The sequence below is a fragment of the Mycobacterium sp. AZCC_0083 genome, from assembly GCF_014202335.1.
Taxonomy (GTDB): domain Bacteria; phylum Actinomycetota; class Actinomycetes; order Mycobacteriales; family Mycobacteriaceae; genus Mycobacterium.
This window is the reverse complement of sequence record NZ_JACHGP010000005.1, coordinates 126,418-150,865: the sequence shown is the minus strand read 5'-3', so window position 1 is coordinate 150,865 and position 24,448 is coordinate 126,418. Positions and strand designations below refer to the sequence as shown.

The 24,448-nt window shown below is 67.9% G+C and carries 20 protein-coding genes and 1 pseudogene; 11 read left to right on the top strand and 10 right to left on the bottom strand.

The features are described 5' to 3' along the window. Positions 1-33: 33 nt before the first annotated feature. Genes HNP02_RS13860 through HNP02_RS13845 form a run of 4 tightly spaced genes read left to right on the top strand, consistent with a single transcriptional unit; the run spans position 34 to position 4,362 of the window. A complete protein-coding gene (locus tag HNP02_RS13860) occupies positions 34-756 on the top strand; it encodes an Asp/Glu racemase (RefSeq protein ID WP_255506505.1) in 723 nt (240 codons plus the stop codon). Beyond that, positions 753-1,973: a M24 family metallopeptidase gene (locus HNP02_RS13855; RefSeq protein ID WP_255506504.1), complete on the top strand. Its 1,221-nt coding sequence runs from the start codon at positions 753-755 to the stop codon at positions 1,971-1,973. The genes HNP02_RS13860 and HNP02_RS13855 overlap by 4 nt, the downstream gene beginning before the upstream one ends. 3 nt (positions 1,974-1,976) lie before the next feature. Then, the gene (locus tag HNP02_RS13850) at positions 1,977-3,179 is read left to right on the top strand and encodes a PLP-dependent aminotransferase family protein (protein ID WP_184439273.1); all 1,203 of its coding nucleotides are present in this window, start codon (positions 1,977-1,979) and stop codon (positions 3,177-3,179) included. 4 nt (positions 3,180-3,183) lie between these two features. Further along, positions 3,184-4,362: a M20 family metallopeptidase gene (locus HNP02_RS13845; protein WP_184439271.1), complete on the top strand. Its 1,179-nt coding sequence runs from the start codon at positions 3,184-3,186 to the stop codon at positions 4,360-4,362. Here the strand turns inward: HNP02_RS13845 and HNP02_RS13840 are convergent. After that, positions 4,337-7,231, bottom strand: a complete 2,895-nt coding sequence (locus tag HNP02_RS13840) for an FAD-binding and (Fe-S)-binding domain-containing protein (RefSeq protein WP_184439269.1) — start codon at positions 7,229-7,231, stop codon at positions 4,337-4,339. The two genes, HNP02_RS13845 and HNP02_RS13840, sit on opposite strands and share 26 nt — an antisense overlap. Positions 7,232-7,277: 46 nt before the next feature. On the opposite strand from HNP02_RS13840, the gene HNP02_RS13835 reads away from it, so the two are divergent. Further along, positions 7,278-8,015, top strand: a complete 738-nt coding sequence (locus HNP02_RS13835; RefSeq protein WP_184439267.1) for a maleate cis-trans isomerase — start codon at positions 7,278-7,280, stop codon at positions 8,013-8,015. Then, a complete protein-coding gene (locus HNP02_RS13830) occupies positions 8,012-8,677 on the top strand; it encodes a GntR family transcriptional regulator (RefSeq protein WP_184439265.1) in 666 nt (221 codons plus the stop codon). The genes HNP02_RS13835 and HNP02_RS13830 overlap by 4 nt, the downstream gene beginning before the upstream one ends. On the opposite strand, the gene HNP02_RS13825 is transcribed toward HNP02_RS13830, so the two are convergent. Next, complete coding sequence (locus tag HNP02_RS13825; RefSeq protein WP_184439263.1) at positions 8,674-10,134, bottom strand: NAD-dependent succinate-semialdehyde dehydrogenase; 1,461 nt, start codon at positions 10,132-10,134, stop codon at positions 8,674-8,676. The two genes, HNP02_RS13830 and HNP02_RS13825, sit on opposite strands and share 4 nt — an antisense overlap. A gap of 73 nt (positions 10,135-10,207) precedes the next feature. Between HNP02_RS13825 and HNP02_RS13820 the strand changes: the two genes are divergently transcribed. Then, positions 10,208-11,467 (top strand): aminotransferase class III-fold pyridoxal phosphate-dependent enzyme, encoded by a 1,260-nt coding sequence (locus HNP02_RS13820; RefSeq protein WP_221317595.1) that lies wholly within the window; start codon positions 10,208-10,210, stop codon positions 11,465-11,467. A gap of 37 nt (positions 11,468-11,504) precedes the next feature. Here the strand turns inward: HNP02_RS13820 and HNP02_RS13815 are convergent, their stop codons facing one another. Next, complete coding sequence (locus HNP02_RS13815) at positions 11,505-12,854, bottom strand: MFS transporter (protein ID WP_255506546.1); 1,350 nt, start codon at positions 12,852-12,854, stop codon at positions 11,505-11,507. Between the two features lie 278 nt (positions 12,855-13,132). On the opposite strand from HNP02_RS13815, the gene HNP02_RS13810 reads away from it, so the two are divergent. Next, entirely contained in the window at positions 13,133-13,555 is a 423-nt protein-coding gene (locus tag HNP02_RS13810) for a VOC family protein (RefSeq protein WP_184439256.1), read from the top strand. A 1-nt stretch (position 13,556) separates the two neighbouring features. On the opposite strand, the gene HNP02_RS13805 is transcribed toward HNP02_RS13810, so the two are convergent. Beyond that, on the bottom strand, positions 13,557-14,003 hold the full coding sequence (locus HNP02_RS13805) for a MarR family winged helix-turn-helix transcriptional regulator (protein WP_184439254.1): 447 nt from the start codon (positions 14,001-14,003) through the stop codon (positions 13,557-13,559). A 243-nt stretch (positions 14,004-14,246) separates the two neighbouring features. On the opposite strand from HNP02_RS13805, the gene HNP02_RS13800 reads away from it, so the two are divergent. The 3 genes and pseudogenes from HNP02_RS13800 to HNP02_RS42695 all read left to right on the top strand — a co-directional run bounded on the left by HNP02_RS13800 (position 14,247) and on the right by HNP02_RS42695 (position 16,548). Then, positions 14,247-14,861 carry a hypothetical protein gene (locus HNP02_RS13800; protein WP_184439252.1) on the top strand — a complete coding sequence of 205 codons (615 nt, stop codon included), beginning with the start codon at positions 14,247-14,249 and terminating at the stop codon, positions 14,859-14,861. A gap of 97 nt (positions 14,862-14,958) precedes the next feature. Further along, positions 14,959-15,474, top strand: a pseudogene (locus tag HNP02_RS42700) (FAD-dependent oxidoreductase); the annotation flags it as partial. A 3-nt stretch (positions 15,475-15,477) separates the two neighbouring features. Beyond that, entirely contained in the window at positions 15,478-16,548 is a 1,071-nt protein-coding gene (locus HNP02_RS42695; RefSeq protein ID WP_304611003.1) for an FAD-dependent monooxygenase, read from the top strand. Between the two features lie 5 nt (positions 16,549-16,553). Here HNP02_RS42695 and HNP02_RS13790 read toward each other — a convergent pair whose 3' ends face one another. Genes HNP02_RS13790 through HNP02_RS13765 form a run of 6 tightly spaced genes read right to left on the bottom strand, consistent with a single transcriptional unit; the run spans position 16,554 to position 24,436 of the window. Continuing rightward, entirely contained in the window at positions 16,554-17,936 is a 1,383-nt protein-coding gene (locus HNP02_RS13790; protein ID WP_184439250.1) for a glucose-6-phosphate dehydrogenase, read from the bottom strand. 9 nt (positions 17,937-17,945) lie between these two features. Beyond that, on the bottom strand, positions 17,946-19,130 hold the full coding sequence (hutI, locus tag HNP02_RS13785) for an imidazolonepropionase (protein WP_184439248.1): 1,185 nt from the start codon (positions 19,128-19,130) through the stop codon (positions 17,946-17,948). A gap of 40 nt (positions 19,131-19,170) precedes the next feature. Next, positions 19,171-20,541 (bottom strand): formimidoylglutamate deiminase, encoded by a 1,371-nt coding sequence (locus HNP02_RS13780; protein ID WP_309241542.1) that lies wholly within the window; start codon positions 20,539-20,541, stop codon positions 19,171-19,173. Beyond that, positions 20,538-21,761, bottom strand: coding sequence for an allantoate amidohydrolase (locus HNP02_RS13775; protein ID WP_184439245.1), 1,224 nt, complete (start codon positions 21,759-21,761; stop codon positions 20,538-20,540). The genes HNP02_RS13780 and HNP02_RS13775 overlap by 4 nt, the downstream gene beginning before the upstream one ends. Next, on the bottom strand, positions 21,758-23,479 hold the full coding sequence (gene hutU / locus HNP02_RS13770; RefSeq protein WP_184439243.1) for a urocanate hydratase: 1,722 nt from the start codon (positions 23,477-23,479) through the stop codon (positions 21,758-21,760). Before hutU ends, HNP02_RS13775 begins: the two co-directional genes overlap by 4 nt. A 30-nt stretch (positions 23,480-23,509) precedes the next feature. After that, the gene (locus tag HNP02_RS13765; RefSeq protein WP_184439241.1) at positions 23,510-24,436 is read right to left on the bottom strand and encodes an ABC transporter substrate-binding protein; all 927 of its coding nucleotides are present in this window, start codon (positions 24,434-24,436) and stop codon (positions 23,510-23,512) included. Positions 24,437-24,448 lie beyond the last annotated feature (12 nt).

The following is a 24,448-nucleotide window of genomic DNA, read 5'->3' as shown; positions in this document are numbered from 1 at the left end:
GCGATTGACCCGGTGTCCCACCAAACTGGGGCCATGGACCAGTCCCCACCGCTGGAGCAGACCGGGATCGGTGTCGTCGTGCCGTACGACTTCGCCCTCGACCGGGAACTGTGGCGCTGGGTGTCGCCCGACATCACCCTGCACGTGACCCGGATGTCCTACGTCCCGCTGGCCGCGACGATGGAGATGGCCATTCACATCTCCGACCCGGCGCTGCTCGCTCGGGGCGCGACCGATCTCCTTGCCGTCTCCCCGGAGGTCACCGCTTACGCGTGCACATCGGGAAGTTTCGTCGGAGGCCTCGCAGGGGAGTCTGCACTGGTGACCGCGATGACGGAGGCCGGCGCCCACGCTGCCGTGACCACCAGTGGCGCCCTGCTCGCCGCGCTGCGGCACCTCGACATCACCAGGATCGCCACGGTCACGCCGTACACGCCGGACCTTACCGCGGGGCTGAGCAGTTACCTCGCCGAGGCCGGCGTCGACGTGGCCGCGACGGCCGGGCTCGGGCTGACCTCCCGGATCTGGACGGTGCCGTACGACGTCACCGCCCAATTCGTCCGCGACACCGACCACCCCGACGCCGAAGCCGTGTTCATCAGTTGCACCAACTTGCCGACATACGACCTGATCGCCCCGCTGGAGGCGGAGCTCGGCAAGCCGGTGCTGACCGCCAACCAGGTGACCATGTGGTCGGCATCGACCATGGCTGGGCACAAGGCCGTCGGCCCCGGTCAATGGCTGCTGGCGCGATGACCGTCAACACCACGATGACCGTCAACACCACGATGACCGTCGACCCTACGATGACCGCAGACACCACGGAGTACGCGCAGCGGCTGGGTCGGGTCCGCGAGCGCATGACGCAAAGCGACCTTGGCGCGCTGGTGGTGTGCGACCCGGCGAACCTCTTCTATCTGACCGGTTACAACGCCTGGTCCTTCTACACGCCGCAATGCCTCCTGATCCCCGCCGAAGGCGACCTTCACCTGTTCTCCAGGGCACAGGACGCGGCAGGCGCCGGCTACACCTGCAACCTGCCCGCCGAGCAGATCCACGGCTACCCCGAGGAGCTCGTGCACCGGCCGGACGTGCACCCCTTCGACTGGATCGCCACCGCCGCCCGCGAGCTGGTGCCCGCCGGTGAACGGGTCGGCGTCGAGGCCGACGCGCACTTCTTCTCGCCGCGCGGCTATCTCGCGCTCGACAACGGACTGCCGACGAACCGGCTGGTCGACTCGGCCGAGCTGGTGAATTGGGTCCGGTTGGTCAAGTCCCCCTACGAGATTGGCCAGATGCGCATCGCAGGCACATTCGCCGAGCGCGCCATGCGCATCGCCTGCGACGGGCTCCGGCCGGGTCGCAGGCAGTGTGACCTCGTCGCCGAGATCGTCGCCGCGCAGGTGACCGGCACCCCAGAACACGGCGGCGACTACCCCGCCCTATGGCCGCTGCTGCCGACCGGTGAAGCGGCAGGAACACCACATCTCACCTGGACCGACCAGCCGTTCCGCGACGGCGAAGCCACCACCATCGAGCTGGCAGGCACGTTCGGCCGCTACCATGCGCCGCTGGCCAGGACGGTGATGCTTGGCGACCCCCCACCCCGGCTCGCCGACACGGCGAAGATCATCGCCGAGGCCATGAGCGCGACGCTGGAGGCGATCCGCCCCGGCGTCACCGGCAACGTGGTGCATCAGGCGTTCGACGACGTGATCCGGCCCCACGGGATGACCAAGGATTCGCGCATCGGGTACTCAATCGGCATCGGTTACCCACCCGACTGGGGCGAGCGGACCGTGAGCCTGCGGCGCGGGGAGACCACCGAGTTGGCGGCGGGCATGACCTTCCACGTCATCCTCGGGATGTGGATGGACGGCTGGGGCTACGAACTGTCCGAGCCAATCGTGGTCGCCCCCAACGGGGTTGAACGCCTGACCGATGTATCTCATGAACTCGCGATTTGGAGGTAGCACGTGAGATCGGCAACCCTTCCGTACGCAGCGCGGGCTGCCGGCCTGGTCGGGTCGGTCATCGACTCGAGCACGTCGCTGCTCCACAAGCAGACCCACGACATCGTCCGGTTCGCGATGGGAAGTCCGGCGGCCGAGGCGGTGCCGTCGGAGATCCTGGCTCGCATCGCGGCCATCGAGCTCAGCGCTCCCGACGCCTACGACTACGCCGCCACCGAAGGCGACCCGCCGTTGCACGCGGCCCTGCTAAAGACGTTGAGCGGCACCAGCGACGAGACCACCGAGGAGCGGCTGACCATCACCGCAGGCGGAATGCAGGGCCTCGACCTGTTCTTCAAGATCTTCGTCGACTCCGGCGACCTCGTCGTGGTCGAGTCCCCGACCTACACCAACGGCAGCGCCACTGCACTCTCGTACGGCGCCACCCTGCTGGAGGTCCCGGTCGACGACGACGGCATGCACGTCGACATGCTGGAGGACCTGGTCGCGGCGGCGGGCCGAATCCCCAAGGCCATCTACACGATTCCGACCTTCCAGAACCCGTCCGGCGTGACGCTCTCACTGGAACGCAGGCACCGGCTGCTCGACCTTGCCCGTGACTGGGGCTCGATGGTGATCGACGACGACCCGTACGGTCTGCTGCGATTCGCGGGTGAACCGCTGCCGACGCTGCGCGAGCTCGGCGCCGGTGACCCCCTGGTGTTTTCGGTGCGGACGTTCTCGAAGATCGTCGCCCCTGGCCTGCGCGTCGGGTGGGTGGACACCGCGCCCGAGCTGCAACCGTTGCTGATCAACGCCAAGCAAGCGATGGACACGTGCACCAACCTCCCGGCGCAGCGCCTGCTGACCGGATTCCTCACCGGCGGGCACCTGGAGAACCACCTGATCACCCAGCGGGCCGAATACAAGCGGCGCAAGGAGGCGATGCACGCGGCGCTGCACGAGCACTTCGGCGACATCGCCCGATGGACCGACCCCGAGGGCGGATTCTTCCTCTGGGTGACGCTCGACAACGGCGTCCACGCGACGGAACTGTTCGACCGGGCATTGGCCGAGGGCGTCGCATTCATCCCCGGCGCGGCGTTCTCCCCGTCCGGGCGGTTCACCGACGCCCTGCGTCTCTGCTTCGCCTCCACCCCGCCGGACCGGATCCACGAAGGAGTCACCCGTCTCCGACGGGCGGTCGACCTGCTGGCGAAGGGCTGAGTGGATGGGCGTCTCAGCCGCAGAGCAGGACGTGCTGGACAGGATCGACGAAGCAACGCTGGTCGACCTGACCACGGAACTGGTCAGGGCGACCGGGCAGAATCCGCCAGGCGGTGAGGCGGCCACGGTGAAGGTGCTGCACGTGGCTGCCGCCGAGCTGGGGCTGGACGTAGTCGAGATCCCGGTCGAGCCTGACCGCAACAACCTGCGCATCACACTGCAGGGCGGCGCCGGGCCCGGCGTCCTGCTGCTCGGGCACACCGACGTCGTCCCGGTCGGCGATGGCTGGACCACGGACCCGTTCGGCGGCACCGTGCACGACGGCCGCATGTACGGCCGCGGAACGTCCGACATGAAGGGCGGCCTCGCCGCATCTCTGGCCGCCCTGGCCGCCCTGCGCGGGGTTGGCCTGAGCGGCCCGGTCGAGCTGGCCGCCCTGGTGGACGAGGAGGAGACCGGCAAGGGCATCCGCGCCTACGTCGATTCCACGCAGCCGCCCTTCCTGGGCTGCATCACCGCCGAGCCAACCGACATGCAGACCATCATCGGTGCCCGCGGTGCGTCCTACACGCGCATCGAAGTGCACGGAAAGGCCTGTCACGCAGGCAATCCCGCGGATGGCGCGAACGCGATCTACGGAGCCTCCGCGGTGGTCGCCGAGATCGAACGGATGCACGCCGAGCTCGCTCGGCGGCCCCACCCGCTGCTGGGGCCCGCCACCTGGAGCGTCGGGCAGATCCACGGCGGTGCCGGCGGCTCCATCGTGCCCGCGGAATGTGTGGTGGTCGCCGACCGCAGGCTGCTGCCCGGCGAGTCGCCCGAGTCCGTGCTCGACGATCTTCGCGCACGTGTCGAAGGGCTGCGGCTGGCCGACCGTGGTCTGACGGTCGACGTCGCGATGGCGATGGAGATGCCTGCGTTCCAGACGCCCGCCGACTCCGAGCTGGCCCAGACCGTCGACGCCGCACTGGCCGACGTGGGCGGACCCCGCCTTCCGCCGGGCGGCTGGACGGGCGCCTGCGACGGTGGATTCGTGGCCCGCGCTCTCGGGATCCCGGTGGTCGTGCTGGGACCCGGCTCGGCCACCAGCCAGGCCCACCGCGCCGATGAATCGGTCGCGATCGAGGAACTGATCGTTGCGGCCCGCGCCTACGCCCTTACGGCTCTTCGTCTGCTTGGCTGACTTCACGGCCCCGGCGCAGCGCCCCGGCGAGCAGCTGGGCGAGGTGCACCGGCTGACGAGACGTGCCGTGGGTGATCTGCGTCCGGCAGCTGAAGCCGTCGGCGACGATCGCCGTGGTGGGGGCGGCGTCCCGAACGGCAGGCAAGAGGACCCGTTCCCCTGCGGCCTTCGACACCTCGTAGTGCCCGCGTTCGAAGCCGAAATTGCCTGCAAGCCCGCAACATCCGGAGTCGGGCACGGTCGCCTTGATGCCGGCGCCTGCCATCACCGCTCGGTCGGCGTCGAAGCCGACGACGGCGTGCTGGTGGCAATGGGTCTGCACCAGCGCCTCCCCACCGACATGGGGCGGTTGCCAGCCCGACCCGTTCAGGAACTCGGCGAAGGTGTGCGTCGCGGCGGCGGCCGCGGCAGCGAGGGGATTGTCCGGCAGCAGCGCCGGAGCGTCGTGCCGTAGTGCCGCAATGCAGCTCGGCTCCAGCCCGACGATCGGCGTTCCTGCGCTCAGTGCCGGCGCCAAGGTCGCCAATGAGCGCCCGAGCACCTTCTTGGCCCGATTCAGCTGACCGGTGGAGATCCACGTCAGCCCGCAGCACACCGCCTTCTCCGGCAGCACGACCCGATACCCCGCAGCTTCGAGCACCTCGACCGCCGCCATGCCGACCTCGGGTGCCAGGTGGTTGGTGAAGGTGTCGGGCCACAGCAGGACGGTGCCCGCCGCGCCTTCCGCGTCGTGGGTGCGACCGGCAAACCAGGAGGTGAACGTCTGCTCGGCGAAGCTGGGGATCTCTCGCTCGGGAGCGATCCCGCCCAACCGCTTCGCGAGCGGGAGCCGCGTCATCCGGTTGACCAGTCGTGGCGCCAGGGAGGCAATCCGCGATGACAGCGGCAGCCAGCCCATCGACCAGTGCGACAGTGGGCGGGCCCAGGGCCGGCGTGCGTAGTGATGGTGGGTGAACTCGGCCTTGTAGGTCGCCATGTCCACGTTGACGGGGCAGTCCGACAGGCATCCCTTGCAGGACAGGCACAGGTCGAGCGCGTCCCGCACTTCGGTCGACCGCCAGCCGTCGGTCACCAGATCGCCCTGCAGCATCTCCCAGAGCAGGTGCGCCCGCCCACGCGTCGAGTGCAGCTCCTCGCGCGTCACCTGATAGCTCGGGCACATCACGCCACCGGAGTTCTGCCTGCACTTGCCGATTCCGACGCACCGGCGCTGTGCCTGGGCGAAATCGTCCTTGTCGTCGGCGTAGGTGAACAGCGTCAGCGGCTTGCGGTCCTTGGCAGGGCCGTCATGCCGGATGCCGGCGTCCACCGCGGGCGGGTCGACGATGACGTGGGGATTCATCACCCGGCCCGGATCCCAGATGTCCTTCATCTCGGTGAGCAGCCGAACCCCGTCCGCGCCGTACATGCGGCCGAGCAGCTCCGAGCGCGCGCGCCCGTCGCCGTGCTCGCCGGAGACGGAGCCGCCGAGTGAGACCACCAAATCCGTTGCCTGCTCGACGAACTCGCGGTAGATGGCGAGGCCGGTCCGGCTGAGCAGGTCGAAATCGATCCGCATATGCATGCAGCCCTCACCGAAGTGGCCGTAGAACGCCCCCGAGAATCCGTGCCTGCCCAGCAGTTCGTCGAGCCCCCGCAGGTAGTCGCCAAGACGTGCAGGCGGAACGGCGGCGTCCTCCCAGCCGCCCCATGCTTCGGCGCCATCGGCCCGGCGGGTGGCGAGGCCGGCCGCATCCGTCCGGCACCGCCACAACACCCGCTGCGCCCCGAGGTCGGTGACCAGCGACGCGGTGGCCGGCGACCCGGAGTCGCGGAGCTCCTCGAGCATCTTCTCGGCGGCCGCCCGGGCCGAAACTTGGTCTTCCCCACCCATTTCCACCAGCAGCCACGCGCGGCCCGCCGGCAGTCCCGCCTCGATCGCGGCGGCGCGCACCTCGGCTGGAAGCCGGTCGACGAGATCGACGTTGATCGACTCCATCGTGAGCGGATCGTGGCGCAGTACGACGGGCACGCAGTCGGCCGACGAGATCGAGTCGCCGAAGCCGAGCACGCACAGCACCTTGGCTGCGGGCAGCGGGGTCAGGGAGAGTGTCGCCTGCAGCGTCGTCGCGAAACCGCCTTCGCTCCCGCATAGCAGCCCTGTGACGTCGTAGGAGTTCTCCGGCAGCAGCCGGTGCAATGCGTATCCCGAGATCTGCCGGGTGAATTGGCCGAACCGGCGCCGAATCGCCAACTCGTGCCGGTCGACGAAGGCCTGCAGCTGCCTGTGCAATTCGCCCTCCCGGCCGGGCCCGTTGGCGAGTTCCTCGCGGTTCCCGACGGAATTCACCGTGCACCTGGTGCCGTCGGCGAGCAGCACGTCGAGCGAGGTGACGTTGTCCGCAGTGGTGCCCCAGGCAACGGAGTGCGCGCCGCACGCGTTGTTCGCGATCATCCCGCCGAGCGTCGCGCGGCTGGCCGATGACGGGTCGGCGCCGAACGCCAGCCCCAGCGGCGCGGCCGCGGCCAGCAGGTCGGTGAGCACCACGCCCGGCTCGACGATCGCGGTCCGGGTATCGCCGTCGATGGCAAGGATCCGGTTGACGTGCCGCGAGGCGTCGATCACCACGCCGCCGATCGCATTGCCTGCCATCGACGTGCCGCCGCCGCGCATGGTCACCGGCGCACCCGCGGCGGCGGTCAGGGTCACCGCCGTCGCGAGGTCTTCCCGATCGGCTGGGACGACGACCAAGTCGGGAACGTCGCGGTAGTTCGACGCGTCGGCCGCGTACAGGGCCCTGGTGCGGGCATCGGCGCCGACCGACCCGCGAACCTCCGACTCGAGCGCCTTGGCGAGGCGGCGGACGTCGTACGACGCGGGCGTTACCATTGTCAACAATCTACCTATCTCTACGACGATCAACCAGGGAGACCGCATGGTCACGGTGGGCCTTCTCTACCCCGGTCACAGCGCGGAGGACGACTTCCCTGCGCTGGAGTCCCGCGTCGGCGGCGTGGTCCGGCTTCCGGTCGTGATCACCTCGGTCGGTGAGGACGCGCACCGAGTCGACGCCCTGCTCGACCTCGGGCGTGCGGAGCGGCTCGCCGACGGCGCCACGCAGCTCGCCGCCGAGAAACCCGATGCGGTGATGTGGGCCTGCACATCCGGCAGTTTCGTGTTCGGCCCCGACGGCGCTCGAGACCAGGCGTCCGGCGTCGCCGCCGCGGCCGGTGTGCCGGCGTCGTCCACGTCGATCGCCTTCGTCGACGCGGCGCACCACCTCGGCGTGCGCCGGGTCGCCGTGGCGGCGTCCTACCCCGACGACGTGTCTCAGCACTTCGTCCGGTTCCTATCTGCTGGCGGTATCGAGGTGGTGTCGATGGGTAGCCACGGCATCGTCACCGCGGCCGAGGTCGGCACGCTGGAGCCGGCGCAGGTGGTCGCGATGGTGACGGCGGCCGACCATCCCGACGCCGACGCCGTGCTGGTCCCGGACACCGCGATGCACACGTTGGCGATCATTCCGGAGCTGGAGGCGGCCATCGGCAAACCGGTCCTCACCGCCAACCAGGTGACCGTCTGGAAGGGTCTGCAGCTCCTCGGACCGGTCCCTGCCCTGCCGGGGCTGGGCACGCTGTTTGGAGACCACCAGTTCCTTGGAGACCACCGATGACGAACGTGATCGAGCCGCTTCTGCAGCAGTCGACGCCGAGCATCATCGCCGACAAACTGCGTCACGCGATCGGCAGTGGGGAACTCAAGCCTGGTGCGCAGCTCAGCGAGGCCGACCTGGCCCGCAAGTTCGGCGTGAGCCGGGGTCCGCTGCGCGAGGGCATGCAGCGGCTCACTCAGGAAGGTCTGCTGGTCTCCATCCGCCACCGCGGTCTCTTCGTGATCGACATGACGCCGAACGACGTCCGCGACATGTACCTGGCTCGTGAGGCGATCGAACGCGCCGCGGCCCGCAAGATCCTCGAGGGCGACCACGCCGCGGCCGGTGACGCTCTGCTCGAGATCGTCGAGCAGATGGCCACCGCGACGACGTCTGCCGAGGTGAGCGAGTTGGACATCGGCTTCCACGTCCGCCTGGTGCAGTTGGCCGACAGCCCGCGGTTGAACCGGATGCACCAGACGTTCATCACCGAGACGCGGATGTGCATTCACGCGCTCGAGGAGTCCTACTCCGTCTCGGAGGTCCGTGAGGACGAGCACCGCGCGGTGGCCACCGCGATCAGGAACGGCGACCTCAAGCTCACCGACGAATTGCTCGTCGCGCACATGGACGACGCCATCAAGCGACTGTGCGTCCCCGACGCCACCGGGGACTGCGCCTAATTCATCGCGATCCCAACGTATTTGGTCTCAAGGAACTCGTCGATGCCGACGGCTCCGCCCTCGCGGCCGAGCCCGGATTGCTTGACGCCCCCGAAGGGGGCCGCGGGATTGGAGACGACGCCCTGGTTGAGTCCGACCATTCCGGTCTCCAGGGACTCGGCGACGCGTAGTGCGCGACGAAGGTCGTTGGTAAAGACGTAGGAGACCAGTCCGTACTCGGTGTCGTTGGCTGCCCCGACCACCTCGTTCTCCGAATCGAACGGAGTCAGCGGCGCGACCGGGCCGAAGATCTCCTGGCCGGTCATCTCCGCGTCGCGCGGCACACCCGTCAGCACCGTGGGCGGGTAGAAGTAGCCGACGCCGGGGGCCGCCGAACCGCCGGTCAGGACGGAGGCGCCGCGCTGCACCGCGTCGGCGACCAGCGACTCGACCTTTCGCAGGGCGGCCTCGTCGATCAGTGGTCCGACCTGAACCCCGTCGTCCGTGCCCCGGCCGACCGACATCGATGCCATCCGCTCGGCAAGGCGACGGCCGAACTCGTCGATGACCGACGAGTGCACGAACATCCGGTTGGCCGCGGTGCAGGCCTCACCCATGTTGCGCATCTTGGCCGCCATCGCACCGGCCACGGCCTCGTCGAGATCCGCGTCCTCGAACACGATCAGCGGAGCATTGCCACCGAGTTCGAGCGAGGTCCGCAGGATCTTCTCCGCGCATTGCTCGAGAAGCAGCCGGCCGATCCGGGTGGAGCCGGTGAAGGACAGCTTGCGTGCGCGACCGGACCGGATCAGCGGCTCCATCACCCCGCCCGCGTCCATCGCGGTGACGCAGTTGACCACGCCGGCAGGCACACCGACCTCGGTCAGGATGTCCATCAGCGCGAGCATCGACAGCGGCGTCTGGTGGGCCGGCTTGATCACGCTGGTGCAGCCCGCCGCGATCGCGGGCCCGAGCTTGCGGGTGCCCATTGCCATCGGGAAGTTCCACGGCGTGATCAGCAGACACGGACCGACGGGCTGCCTGGCGATCAGGAAGCGCGCGCCGCCGGCAGGCGCGGTCTGGTAGCCGCCGTCGATCCGTACCGCCTCCTCGGCGAAGTGGCGGAAGAACTCGGCGGCGTAGGCGATCTCACCGCGGGCCTCGGCGAGCGGCTTGCCCATTTCGAGTGTCATCAGCATGGCCAGGTCGTCGACCCGCTCGTGCAACAACTCGAACGCCCCGCTGAGCATGTCGGCCCGCTCGCGCGGAGAGGTCGCGGCGAACGCCGGCTGGGCGGCGACGGCGGCGTCCAGCGCGGCCATCCCGTCCTGCGGTGTGGCATCGGCGACCGCGCAGAGCGTCGTCCCGGTTGAGGGATCGACGACGTCGAAGGTTCCACCGTCCGCCGCATCGACCCACTTGCCGTCGATGAACAGGCGCTTCTCGACGGCGCCGACCACTTGGGCTTCCTCGTTCATCCGTAACCCCTTTCACCGATGCGGTGACCTTCGATACTCTGATTGTTGACAATCTACTCATCGACAGCAAGGGATGGCCGTGGCCGAGCTCTCGCAGATTCTGAAACAAGCGACCGGCGTGCTCGCCGCCCGTGGCGAGGGCGTGCTGCTCTTCGACGAAGACGACCGCAGATACCTCGACTTCACCGCGGGAATCGGCGTGACGAGTACCGGTCATTGCCACCCCCGGGTCGTCGAAGCCGCGCAGCGGCAGGTGGCCACGTTGATCCACGCGCAGTACACGACGGTGATGCACCGCCCGCTGCTCACGCTGGTGGAGCGGCTGGGGGAAGTGCTCCCGCCCGGCCTTGACCGGATGTTCTTCGCGAACTCCGGCAGCGAGGCGATCGAGGCGGCGCTGCGACTGAGCCGCCAGGCCACCGGGCGCCCGAACGTCATCGTGTTCCACGGCGGCTTTCATGGCCGAACCGTGGCGGCGGGATCGATGACCACCTCCGGCACCAAGTTCCGCTCGGGGTTCTCACCGCTGATGGCGGGTGTGCACGTCGCACCGTTCCCGGACCCCGGCCATTTCGGCTGGCCGGTCGAGCAGGTCACCGATTTCGCACTCGCCCAGCTCGACTACGTGCTGCAGACGCTGAGCGCGCCGGCCGACACGGCCGCGTTCTTCGTCGAGCCGGTGCTCGGTGAAGGCGGGTACGTGCCCGCGAACGAGCGGTTCCTCGCCGGCCTGCGCGAACGCGCCGACGCACACGGCATCCTGCTGGTGCTCGACGAGGTGCAGACCGGCTTCGGTAGGACCGGAAAGTTCTGGGGCGGTGACCATTTCAACACCCGGCCCGACATCGTGGTCACCGCGAAGGGGCTCGCGTCCGGCTTCCCGCTTTCCGCGATCGCGGCGTCATCGGAGCTGATGGCCAAGGCTTGGCCTGGCTCGCAGGGCGGCACGTACGGCGCGAACGCGGTGGCCTGTGCGGCCGCCGTTGCCACTCTCGACGTGATCCAGGATGAAGGCCTCGTCGAGAACTCGGCCGAGCGGGGCGCCCAGCTCAAGGATGCGCTGCAGATGGTCGCGGACAAGCACGAGCAGATCACCGACGTGCGCGGGCTCGGCCTGATGATCGGCAACGAGTTCCGCGACGCCGATGGCAAACCCGACCCGGCGGCGGCTGCGGCCGCCCAGCAGGAGGCGGCCCGGCGCGGACTGCTCCTGCTGACCTGCGGGGCCTGGAGTCAGGTGGTCCGCTTCATCCCGGCGCTCGTCGTGTCGGCCGACCAGATCGACGAGGCGGTCGGCGTCTGGGCCGACGCCGTGGCCGCCGTCGCCACCTGACGACCGCCTCCTGACGGCACCTTCCCTCCTGGTGCCGTCAGGCGCGGGCGGGTTGGAGTTCGTATTCCAGGGCCGGCGGGGCACCCTCGGTACCAGGGACGGTTCTGCCGTTGATCGGACAGCGGGTGGTCTCGGGCACCGTGATGAGGGCGATCGCACCCACCACGCAGGCGGCCATCATGTAGTACGCCGGGATGAGGCCGTCCCCGGTCTTGCCGATCAGCCATTCGTTGACCGCGGGCGCCGTGCCGCCGAAGAGCGAGGTGGACACGTTGTACGCGATCGCGAAACCGGCATACCGCACATGGGTGGGGAACATCGCAGGGAAGCTCGCCGAGATCGTCGCCAGCTGCGGCACGTAGAGCAGACCAAGAACGGCGAAGCCGATCACCGCGCCGGCCATGTTGGTGGCCATCAGCAAGAACATCGGGATGCCGGCAATGAACAGGCCGATCAGCGAGAACCACCACAGCGGCTTGCGTCCGACCCGATCCGAGAGCCGCCCGGCGAACGGCAGGAACACCATCATCGTCAGCATGCCGATGATCGGAACGATGAGGGATGCGTCGGCCGAAAGCCCGATCTCGCCCTCCAGGTAGGTCGGCATGTAGCTGAGCAGCGTGTAGTTCACCACGTTCAGCGCGACGACCAGGCCGGCCAGCCGCAGGATCGGGCGCCAGTACCCAGCGATCAGGTCCCTGAACTGGGTCGTGGTCTGCTCCTCCTTCTCGCCCTTCGCCTCCAGCTCACGGAAGATCGGGGTGTCCTCCAACCGTGTGCGGAGGTAGATCCCCACGAGTCCGAGCGGGGCGGCGACCAGGAACGGCAGCCGCCAGCCCCACGCATGCATCTGGTCATCACCGAGGAGCAGCGAGAAACCGAGCATCAGCAGCGCGCCGACCGAGAAGCCGGCCAGCGTGCCGAACTCCAGGAAACTGCCGAGGAACCCGCGCTTGCGGCACGGCGCGTACTCCGCCATGAACGTTGCGGCGCCGCCGTACTCCCCGCCGGTGGAGAAGCCCTGGATCATCCGCAACAGCACCAGCAGGATCGGCGCCCAGATCCCGATCATGGCGTACGACGGGACGAGCCCGACGCACAGCGTCGCGCCGGCCATCATCAGGATCGTGATGGCGAGCACGCGCTTGCGGCCGAGCCGGTCGCCAAGTGGACCCCACACCAGTCCGCCGAGCGGCCGGACCAGGAAGGACACCGCGAAGGTCATCAGCGCGAGCAGGGTCGCGGTCGCAGTGTCCCCTGGGAAGATCGCCGCGGATATGTAGGTCACGCCGTAGGCGTAGATGCCGTAGTCGAACCACTCGGTCGCGTTGCCGATCGCAGATGCGGCGACGGCTTTCCGCACGACATCCGGGGGCGGGTCCGTCATGACGGTGGGCGGATGAGCCTGTTCGGAGTCCACGGGATCCTCCTCGTCCATCGACTCTGAGCCCCGCAGGTCACCTCACGAGCGAACTGGCTGTGACACCACCACAGGGTCAGGTCGTAGTTTTGTTGACAATCTGAAGACTCCCACGGTTGAAGGTGAACAGCAAGAGGGTGACTGTTGCGCGGCGGTTAACTTCCCAACATGTGCCGCCGATGCAGTTTCCACGGCAACCCGGACGGCCTTGACGTCAAGCTTTGTTGAGGTTGCAGACTGCGGGCATGGAAACGCAGACCGGCTGGCCGAGCGGGCTGGCCGTCGCACAGGTTCGGGTCGCCCGCCCGACCGATCAGCTCGCGGAGATCGAGAAGTTCTACTCGACGATTCTTGGCCTGCCTGTGCTCTACAGATTCGAGGATCACGCCGGATACACGGGCCTCATGGTTGGCCTGCCCGGCACCGATTACCACCTCGAGTTCACCTCACACGTCGATGGCAGCCCGTGCCCAGCCCCCACTGCGGACAACCTGCTCGTCCTGTACTTCCACAACGACGCGCAGATGTACGACGTGGTCGAGCGTCTCGCGGCGGCAGGCCACGAACCCGTTGAAGCCGAGAACCCGTACTGGGGTGGAGTGGGCGCGTTGACCTTCGAGGATCCCGATGGCTGGCGGGTAGTGCTGGTGCCGACGCGCGTCTTCTAGGTCAGGCAGTCGACTGAGCCTCGTCGGACGCGCTTGTTCCGACTGCGGCGAGAAGCTGTTTGAGTTGGCGCTGCTCGTCGGCGGTGAGTCCAGTGAGGATCCGCTGATCGGCCAGATGGGCTGCGGCATCGGCCCTTTTGAGCAAGGCCTTGCCGCGCTTCGTCAAGTGCGCGGGCATGGGTTTGCCCGTCGTCGTCGACGCCGGCCGAGTCACCGCGCCACGGTCTTCCAATGCGTGCAGGATCTGATTCATCGCTTGTGCCGACACGTGGGTCCCGCGCGCCATTTCCGCACTGGTGAGCCCCGGATTCAGGGACAAGATGCGCATGCAGACGAATTCGGGCACGCCGATCCCCAACGCGCCGAGCTCAACGGCGAGCTGTGGTCGCAGCGCCGCCATCACGCGATACATCAAGTAACCCAACGGCTCATTGTCAGATTGGCTCATGCTCATATGCTGACACGCTTTTACCGGATGACCACGGGGATGCTGCGGATCGCACTGTGATCGGCTCAAATCGATTACGCCGCTGGAGATCGCGGAGCGGGGTATTCAGCGCCAATGCGGCGTGTCTAGCACTGCCTGACCATCAAGTTCCTTGACACCACCTGAAACCGTGAGTATCAAGGAGCTTGTTAGTGGTTGTCGCGGCTGCCCGCGGCGACTGCCCATCACGAAAGGACCAAACTCATGTCTTTTGACGGATTTTCAGGCGGCCCCGGCTTCGGCGGCTTTGGCGGACCGGGCTTTGGCGGTTTCGGCGGACCCGGGTTCGGCGGTTTCGGCGGACCCGGTTTCGGCGGCGCGGGCTTTGGTGGTCCTGGCGCTGGAGGGTTCGGTCACGGGTCGGGGCACGGCCTCAAGCGCGCGGCATTCGGCACCGCGGCGGTGCTTCTGGACGGCCCGGGTGACGCCGCCCAGATCGTGCAACGTGTCTTCGAGGCTACCGAGGGCGCGTTCACCCCGCCCGAGGACATCGCACAACTCGCCATCGGGCTGCTCGCCGCACGCGGGCTGGTGTCGGTCGACGACGGCGTGGCCACACTGACCGAATTCGGCCGCAATCTGCTGGCCTGGCGTGGTGTCACCAGCGACACCGCGCGGGCTTTCCTCAAGCGTGCCGGACAGTTCGCCGACGTGATCAAGATCCGCAAGGAACTCTTCGAGGTCGCAGGCCGAGCCAGGTCGATCGCGTGGACGGGCACCGACGAGCAGAAGGCCACGCTTGCCGAGGCCCGCACCAAGATTCTGCAGGCGGTGACCGAAGCCAAGAAGGATCTGGACCGCGCGCTTGCCGATAGCTAAGCCGCCCAACGAGATCGGCGCGGTCGACGCGAACACCCGTCGACCGCGCCGACCCCAAAGCTCGGAAGAAGCCAAGAAAACACAAGAAGGCAGTGACATGACCGACACCGAAGTGGTGATCGCCGGAGGCGGGCCGACCGGTTTGTTGTTGGCGTGTGAGCTTGCCCTGGCTGGGGTCACACCGATCGTTCTCGATCCGTTGCCGGGCCCCAATACCGAACCCCGCGCCAACGGGGTCGGCGGGCCGGCGGTGCGGTTCCTCGACCACCGTGGCCTCTACGAACTGCTGACCGGCTCACCGGATGGTCCCCAACCCTGGGCGATGGGGATGTTCGCGGGGTTGATGCTCGAATTGACCGCAACAGCGTCGAGGCAGAACTACATGCTGCCCGTGCAGCAACCCCGGCTGACCAGCACGCTGGCCCAGCGTGCTGCCGCGATCGGGGTGGACGCGCGCTGAGGCCACGGCGTACGCGGATTCACCCAACACGCCAAGAGCGTCACTGTCGAGGTCGACGGGCCTGACGGATCCTACGACATTCAAGCCGGGTACTTGGTCGGCGCCGACGGGGGTCGCAGCGCCACCCGCAAGCTCGCAGGCATTGATTTTCCCGGAATGTCGTCCAACGACGCCGTGTTCCGTATCGGGCGTGGGCTGACCCCGCCACCGCACTGGATCGACCCGGTCACTGGCGAACTGGATGTCCCTGGCTTCGGGCGCGTACCCCCGATGCAGTTCCTGCGCACCGAGGCTGGGATGTTCATGCGAGGTCAACTGGACGGATTCTCGCTTCTTGGCACCCTGGAACTGGCGCCCACCCCCGACAATGTTCGCACCGATTCCGACCATCCCGGGTTCGGTGATTCACTGACCACCGCTGAACTCGAGGACAGCATCGGTCGCGTCCTCGGCGTCCATGTACCGGTGCAATCGCTCGAACCCGACAGCGAGCCCGTGCTGCGAAGCTTTGCCGGCATCAATTCACGCGTCGCCGGCCAATACCGTCACGGCCGGGTCCTGCTGGTCGGTGACGCTGCCCACGTGCATTCCCCGCTAGGCGGACCGGGACTCAACCTGTGCCTGCAAGACGCCGCCAATTTGGGCTGGAAGCTGGCCAACGTCGTCTACGGCCGCGTCGACCCGGCCTTGCTGGACACCTACGACGCCGAGCGCAGACTCGCGGCCGACAACGTGATGACCCACAGCCGCGCTCAGATGGCGCTCATGCGCCCCGGACCGGAAATCACTGCTCTGCGAGCCATTTTCGAGGAGATGGTCAGCCAGCCGACGGCTGCCGAGAGCCTCGCCGTCACCCTGTCCGGCGTCGCCGTGCGCTATCCGACCGAACCCGACGCTCATCCCGCCGTCGGGTACTGGATCCCCGACATCACCATCGACACCCCTGCTCACGGCGAGCAGCGCATCGCGCAACTCGCTCGCGACGGCCGGCCGCTTCTCCTGGACTTCACCGGCGGCAGCGTCGTCGCCAACAGCCTCCACGCCAGCGGACCGGCCCTCAATGTCGTGACTGGCACACCTACTGAGCCAGTCGACCTCACCGCCGTCCTGATCCGTCCCGACGGCTACGTCGCCTGGGCGTCATCAAAGGCCAACCCCACCACCGACACCCTCGAAAAGACGCTGGCGCACTGGTTCGGCGTGGCACAGGCGGCGCGCACGAACTAACCGACTCAGTCCTCGAGCCAGGGTTCGTGCCAGCCGGGTAGTCCGCGAACGAGGGCGTCGGTGCCTGCCGGACCCCAGGAGCCCTTGGCGTAGCTCTGCACCGGCGGCGGGCCGCTCAGCAGCGGTTGGACGATGCGCCAGGTCTCCTCGATGCTGTCCTGGCGGGCGAACAGTCGGTCGTCACCGGTGAGCGCCGCATGCAGCAACCGCTCGTACGGCTCCAACGGTTCGCCCAACGCCGTTGCAAAGAGAGTCTGCAGGTGGACCGTGCGCCACGCGTTATTCTCCCCATGCGCGGTGAGTTGCATCCGGAACCCCGGGTTGGGATCGATGCGCAGCACGATCTGGTTGCGTTCGACCTCGGCGCGCTTGGGCAGGAACGCGAGTTGCGGTGTGCGGTGCAGGATCAGCCGCACTTCGGTGACCCGCTCCTTCAGTGCTTTGCCCGCTCGCAGGAAGATCGGCACGCCTGACCAGCGCCAGTTGTCGATCTCCAATCGCAGCGCGACGAACGTCTCCGTGGTCGAGTCCGACGCGACGCCATCGACGTCGAGGTAGCCGTCGTACTGACCGCGCACGCAGTGCTCGGGATCGGCCGCAGGCATCGCACGAAACACCTCGGCCTTCTTGTCGCGCAGCTCGGCACTCGACGAGCCGGCAGGAGGTTCCATCGCGACCAGGGCCAGCACCTGCATCAGATGGTTCTGCACGACGTCGCGTAGCGCTCCGACGGCGTCGTAGAACTTGCCGCGGTCCGCGACGCCGAAGTCCTCGGCCATCGTGATCTGGATGGCGGCGACGCTGCGACGGTCCCAGACCTCGGCGAGCGCCAGGTTCGCAAAGCGCAGGTACTCGAGTTCGATGACCGGTTCCTTGCCGAGGAAGTGGTCGACGCGAAGGATCTGGTTCTCGCGCAGGACGGCGTGCAGGCGGTCGTTGAGCTCGCGGGCCGACTCGAGGTCGTGCCCAAAGGGCTTCTCCACCGCAACGCGCGCCCCCTCGAGGAGGTTCGCCTCGGCGAGTTCCTCGACGATCGGCCCGAACAGCGACGGCGGTACCTCGAGGTAGTACAACGGTTGTTCGTGGTGGCCGATCTGCTTGGCCAGCTGCTTGTAGACGCCTGGCTGGGTGATGTCTCCCGACAGGTACGACAGCCGGTCGGCGAGCCTGCCGAACACGGCGTCGTCGACCTGCTCGCCGGTGTTCTCGATGTCCTTGCGCGCCATGTCGCGCAGTTGGTCGACGGTGATCTGGTCGGCGGCCACGCCAACGATCGGGCACTGCAGCGCATCGCGTCGTTCAAGCCGGTACAGCGCGCGGAAGGTCATCTTCTTGGCCAGGTCACCGGTGATGCCGAAGATGATCATGACGTCGCTGTCGTCGCTCATCGAATCAGCCTACGGGCGGTGCGTAAGAAGCCGTCCGCTCGAGACCACGTCCCCGATCAGGGGCACACCGGGTCGGTAGGCCAGGTGGATATACGACGGAGCGTCGAGCCGCACGAAGTCGGCACGACGTCCCACGGCCAGCACTCCGATGTCATCACGGCGCAGCGCCGCGGCCCCACCTCGAGTCGCCGACCACAATGCCTGTGCGGGAGTGAAGTTCATGTCGCGCACCGCGACCGCGATGCAGAACGACATGCTGGTGGTGTACGAGCTTCCGGGGTTGCAGTCGGTGGCGAGTGCCACGGTGGCCCCTGCCTCGATGAACCGCCGTGCATCCGGCCACTGTGCGCGGGTGGAGAATTCGGCTCCTGGGAGGAGCGTCGCCACGGTGGTGCCGGCCGCGCCGGCAAGGGCTTCGAGGTCGTCGTCGGAGGCGTAGGTGCAGTGATCGACCGAGGCTGCCTGCAGCTCGACGGCCAGCTGAATTCCCGCCCCTGGACCGAGCTGTCCGGCGTGCAGTCGAGGGATGAGACCCGCGGCGACTCCCGCACTCAGGATGGCGCGACTCTCGTCGACGTCGAAAGCACCCTTGTCGCAGAAGACGTCGATCCAGCGGGCCAGCGGTGCGCACGCATCGAGCATCGGTCCGGTCACAAGATCGACGTAGGCGTCGCGAATCTCGTGAAACTCCTTGGGCACCACGTGAGCGCCGAGATACGTCGTCTCCGTGGTGAATTGGGAGGCCACCTCGAGCGATCGGGATTCGTCGACGACGGTCAACCCATAGCCGCTCTTCGTCTCGAAGGTCGTGACCCCGCCGCGGACGAGCTCGTTCGCGAGTCGCCCGACCCCGCCTGCGAGGGTCCTGTCGCTGGCCGCCCGCGTCGCGGCGACGGTCGTGGCGATGCCACCCGCGGCATAGGCCTGGCCGCTCATCCTTGCCGCGAACTCCGCCGACCGCTCGCCCGCGAACACCAGATGTGCATGACTGTCCACGAATCCGGGGATCACGCTCGACTCGCCGAAGTCCACCGACTCGTCCGCGCCGGGCGCGTTCGCTCGTCGCCCGACCCACGCGATGCGGTCGCCGTCGACGACGAGGGCGGCGTCGGAGATGATGCCGAGGGCGGTCCCGTCACCCTGGCTCGGGTCGTTGGTGACGAGTTCACCGATCCCGCTGTAGAGGACGGTCACCGGACATGCTCCTTGCTGGGGCGGTTCATGCTGGGTCGGTTCATGCTGGGGAGTCCATCAGGCCTGAAATCGCCTCGGCGAGAAGGGCGGCAGGGTCATCGATGCCGAGGTGCCGACGCCCGGCGACCACGATGCGGCCGTCGACGATCACGTCGGTGACGTCGGCGGCCGTGGCGGCGAACACGACGGTCTCGACGGCCGCGCCGCCACCCGCGGTGCGGATCGACTGCAGGTCGACGGCGACGAGATCGGCACGCGCGCCGACCGTCAACGTCCCTGCGTCGGTCCAGCCGAGTGCATGCTGGCCGTCGACGGTCGCTGCCCTGAGCAGTCGCTCGGCGGGGATGATGCCGCGTTCGCGGCGGGCCAGGCGCTCGTCGAGCTCGGTGCCACGAGCCTCCTCGAACAGGTCGATCACCGCGTGCGAATCCGAACCGAGACTGAACAGTCCGCTGCCTGCGAGCAACGCAGAGGCAGGGCCGATCCCGTCGCCGAGGTCGCGTTCGGTGGTGGGGCAGAAGCACACCCCCGTCGCGGTCCGATCGAGATCGGACAGGTCCTCGTCGGTCAGATGGGTGGCGTGCACCGCGGTGGTGCGGGGCCCGAGAGCGCCCGCGTCGCGAAGCAATGCCGTTGGGGTACAGCCGTGTACGGCCAAGCACTGGTCGATCTCGGCGGTCTGCTCGGAGGAGTGCACGTGCAGTGGGGCCCGGTGCTCGTCCGCCCACGCCACGACGGGCGCCATGTGTTCGAGCGGCACTCCCCGGACCGAGTGCAATGCGGCGCCGATGATGGCGTCCGGTCCACCGGAACCAGCCGTCTGCCGGTGAAGTGCCTCGACCCGCTCGGCCCACGCGTCGCCACTGCCGTCGCCGAACCGCTGTTGCGGCCCGGGTGCCAGCGCCGTCCCGTCCACCCCGGAGCTGAGGTAGCAGGTGTCCAGCAGGGTCATCCGCAGACCGGCATCGGCCGCGGCGCCCAACAGCGCGTGGCCCATCGCGTTGGGGTCGGCGTAGGGTACGCCGCCGACGTCATGGTGCAGATAGTGGAACTCACCGGCGGAAGTGATTCCAGCCAAGGCCATTTCGGCGTACACGCCGCGGGCGAGGCGCCGGTAGGTGTCCGGGTCGAGCCGGCCCGCCGCTTGATACATCAGATCCCGCCACGTCCAGAACGAGCCGTGCCCGCGCTGCGTGCGGGAGCGAAGGGCCCGATGGAACGCATGCGAATGCGCGTTGCCCATGCCGGGTATCACCAGGCCGGGCAGCCGGTGCGACGACGGCAGCGCAACCGTGTCGGTCTCGATCGCGCTGATCCGGCCGTGGGACACCGTGATGAGGACCCGGTCGGAGATCAGATTGCCGCCGAACTCGCCTCCCAAGAATGCGTGCTCACACCACCAAGTCGTCACTGCACCCACTCCGTCATGACGTCGGCAAGCGCTTCGGCGCCGAGGTTGCAGTCGTCGGCCTCCGCATGCTCCTCCGGGGAGTGGGACACCCCAGTCGGGTTGCGTACGAAGAGCATTGCGGTCGGCACCTTGGCGGACAAGATGCCCGCGTCGTGGCCGGCCTGGGTGGGCAGCACCGGGATGTCGCCGAGGCGGCGCAGCGCCCGCTGCAGGCGCGCCCGCGGACCTTCTGGGAATTCGACTATCGGCGTGATGGATTCGACGGCCACCTGCAGGTCGATACCGTCCTGCGTGGCGTGGCCACGGGCCTCGGCGCTGATCTGTTCGACCAGTGCGGTCAGCGTCGCCTCATCCGCGGCGCGCGCGTCGAGCCAGGCCCGGATCCGCGACGGTATCGCGTTGGCCCCGTTGGGGGAGACCAGAACCTTGCCGAACGTGGCGACCGCGTCGTGCACGGTGGCCGCCGAACGCGCGGAGTGCACCGACGACGCAAACGCCAGCATCGGGTCGCGTCGGTCGACCAAGCGCGTCGTGCCTGCGTGGTTCGCCGCGCCGTCGAACGTGAACTCCCAGCGCCCGTGCGGCCAGATGGCCGAGGCCACCGCGATCGGGCGGTCGACGAGATCGAGGGCACGGCCCTGCTCGACGTGCAGTTCGACGTAGACGCCGATGCGGTCGGTCAAGGTGTCGTCCGCGCCGAGGGTCTCGGGTCTGCGGCCCGCACGGGTCATCGCCTCGGCGAGCGTGACACCGTCGACGTCGCGTAGCCCGCGGGCCCGGTCGCCGGTCAGAGCACCCGTCGACAGCTGCGATCCAACGCACGCAACGCCGAACCGTGCGCCCTCCTCGTCGGAGAACGCGGCGACGGCCACCGGCACCGTCGGCACCACGCCACGCGCCCGCACGATGTCGATCGCGGCGAACGCCGACACCACGCCAAGGGGCCCGTCGAACGCTCCGCCGTCGGGCACCGAGTCCAGATGGGAGCCGGTGACGAACGCGTTCGTGGGATCGCCGGTCCATCCCGTCGGCAGCCACCACGCCCACATGTTCCCGTTGCGGTCCTCCTCGACGTCCATACCGCGCGCGGCCGCACTGTCGCGGAACCATTCCCGCAGGGTCAGGTCCGCGTCGGACCATGCGTACCGGCGATAGCCGCGGGTGTCCTTGTCCTGGCCGACGTCCAGGATGGAGCTCCAGAGCGAATCGAATGCCGTCATTCGGTCTCCTGCATGGGGATTCGCACCCCGCGCTCGGCCGCGACTGCGGTGGCGTGCTCATAGCCGGCGTCCGTGTGCCGAATGACGCCCATGCCGGGGTCGTTGGTCAGCACGCGTTCCAGCTTCTCGGCCGCCAGCGCGGTCCCGTCGGCGACGGAGACCTGCCCAGCGTGGATGGAGCGGCCCATGCCGACACCGCCGCCGTGGTGGATCGACACCCAGGTGGCACCGGACGCGGTGTTGAGCAGTGCGTTGAGCAGCGGCCAGTCCGCGATGGCATCCGATCCGTCGAGCATCGATTCGGTCTCGCGGTAGGGCGAGGCCACCGATCCGGAGTCGAGGTGGTCGCGGCCGATGACGATCGGCGCCGACAGTTCACCGGAGGCGACCATCTCGTTGAACTTCAGACCGGCAAGGTGGCGTTCGCCGTAGCCCAGCCAGCAGATGCGCGCGGGCAGTCCCTCGAACTCCACGCGCTCGCCGGCCATGGTGATCCATCGCCGCAAGTGCGCGTTGTCGGGGAACAGCTCGAGGATGGCCTTGTCGGTGGCCGCGATGTCCTTGGGGTCGCCGGACAGGGCGGCCCAGCGGAACGGTCCGAGGCCTTCCTCGAACTGAGGCCGGATGTAGGCGGGAACGAATCCGGGGAAGTCGAATGCACGGTCGTAACCCGCCTTTCGGGCCTCGTCGCGGATCGAGTTGCCGTAGTCGAAGACCTCGGCCCCCTTGTCGAGAAACCCGACCATCGCCGCGACCTGCTTGGCCATCGACTCCTGGGCCTGCTCGGTGAAGTAGGCCGGATCCTTCTCGGCCATCTTCTTCATGTCCTCGAGCTCGATGCCGATCGGCAGATACGACAGAGGGTCGTGCGCCGAGGTCTGGTCGGTGACGATGTCGATCGGTGCATCACGCTCGAGCAACGCAGGGAAGATCTCCGCGGCATTGCCGACCACACCGATCGACAAGGCCCTCTTGGCATCTCGCGCCTCGATGGCGATGGCCAGCGCGTCGTCGAGATCCTTGGCCTTGACGTCGAGGTAACGCTTGGCGATGCGACGGTCGATGCGAGACTCGTCGACGTCTACGCAGATCGCGACGCCTTCGTTCATCGTCACCGCAAGCGGCTGCGCGCCACCCATGCCGCCGACCCCACCGGTGAGCGTGATGGTGCCCGCCAGGGTGCCACCACAGTGCTCATACCGACCAGAGGCCGCGAGCTTCTTGGCGATGGCCCCGAACGTCTCGTAGGTGCCCTGCAGGATGCCCTGGGTGCCGATGTAGATCCAGGATCCGGCCGTCATCTGGCCGTACATCGTCAGCCCCGCGGCCTCCAGTTTGCGGAACTGCTCCCAATTGGCCCAATCACCAACCAGATTCGAGTTCGCGATCAGCACGCGGGGCGCCCAGACGTTGGTGCGGAAGACACCGACCGGCTTACCGGACTGCACCAGCATCGTCTCGTCGGCCTCGAGACCGCGCAGCGTACGGACTAGGGCATCGAACGCGGGCCAGCTGCGTGCCGCGCGCCCGGTGCCGCCGTAGACGACGAGGTCGTCGGGGTGTTCGGCGACCTCGGGATCGAGGTTGTTCATCAACATGCGAAGGACGGCTTCCTGTTGCCAACCCTTGCAGGTGAGTTCGGTGCCGCGTGCGGCGCGGACAGGACGCGGACCGGCGACCGTAGAGGACACGGCGGTTCCGGATGAGGGTGTAACCATGAGACAGGTATTCCTTTGGATGAGTGTTGCTTACTTGCCGCTGATGCCCGCGCCTGCGAGCCACTTCTTCGCGATGTCAGCCAGGTTGGCTCCTGTGGCGGCTTCGCCATTCATCGTGATGAGGTCGTTGGTGGTGAGCTTCGTCGAAACGTCGTTGAGCGTCTTGGTGACCGTGTCGGTTGCCTTGGCCGTCTTGATCAGTGGGACGACGTTCTCCGCGGCGAAAAGGGACTTGTCGTCATCGAGGGCGACGAGGTTGTTCTTGACCAGACCCGGGTCGGTGCTGAACAGGTCGCCGGCTTGGACCTGTCCGTTGACGAGCGCCGTCATCGTCAAGGTGCCGCCTGCGTCGAGGCTGACGAAGTCCTTGAAGTTGAGCCCGTAGATGTCGCGGAGCCCGACCACGCCCTGGGTCCGGGTCTTCCATTCCGGCGGTCCACCGAGAACGAGGTCACCGGCGACGGGCTTCATGTCCGAGATCGTCTTCAGCTTGTACTTGTCGGCGGTCGCCTTCGTGACGGCAAGGACGTCCTTGTCCTCCGCGGGCGATGGCGTCAACATGGAGATCCCCGATGGCAGCTTGCCCTTGAGCTCGGTGGTCACCGCCTCGGCCGTCGCGGCGGTCGACTTCGGGTCGAGGTAGCTCAGGAACGCACCGGAGTACTCGGGAACCAGATCGATCGAGCTGTCCTTCAGGGCGGCCACGTAGACTTCCCGGCTGCCAATGTTGAACTGTTCCTTGACCGATACTCCGGCGGCCTGCAACGCCTGCGAGTAGATGCTGGCGATCAGCTGGCTCTCCGTGAAGTCGGCGGAGCCGATGATGATCTGCGAGCCGGATGAGCCGGAGTTGTTCCCGCCTCCCGAGAGGGGATCACTGCCGCCGCCCGCGCCACAGGCGGACAGGGCGAGCACAGAGGTGGCGGCAAGGGCTGTGAGGATCGTGCGTTTCTTCATGAGTTTCTCCTG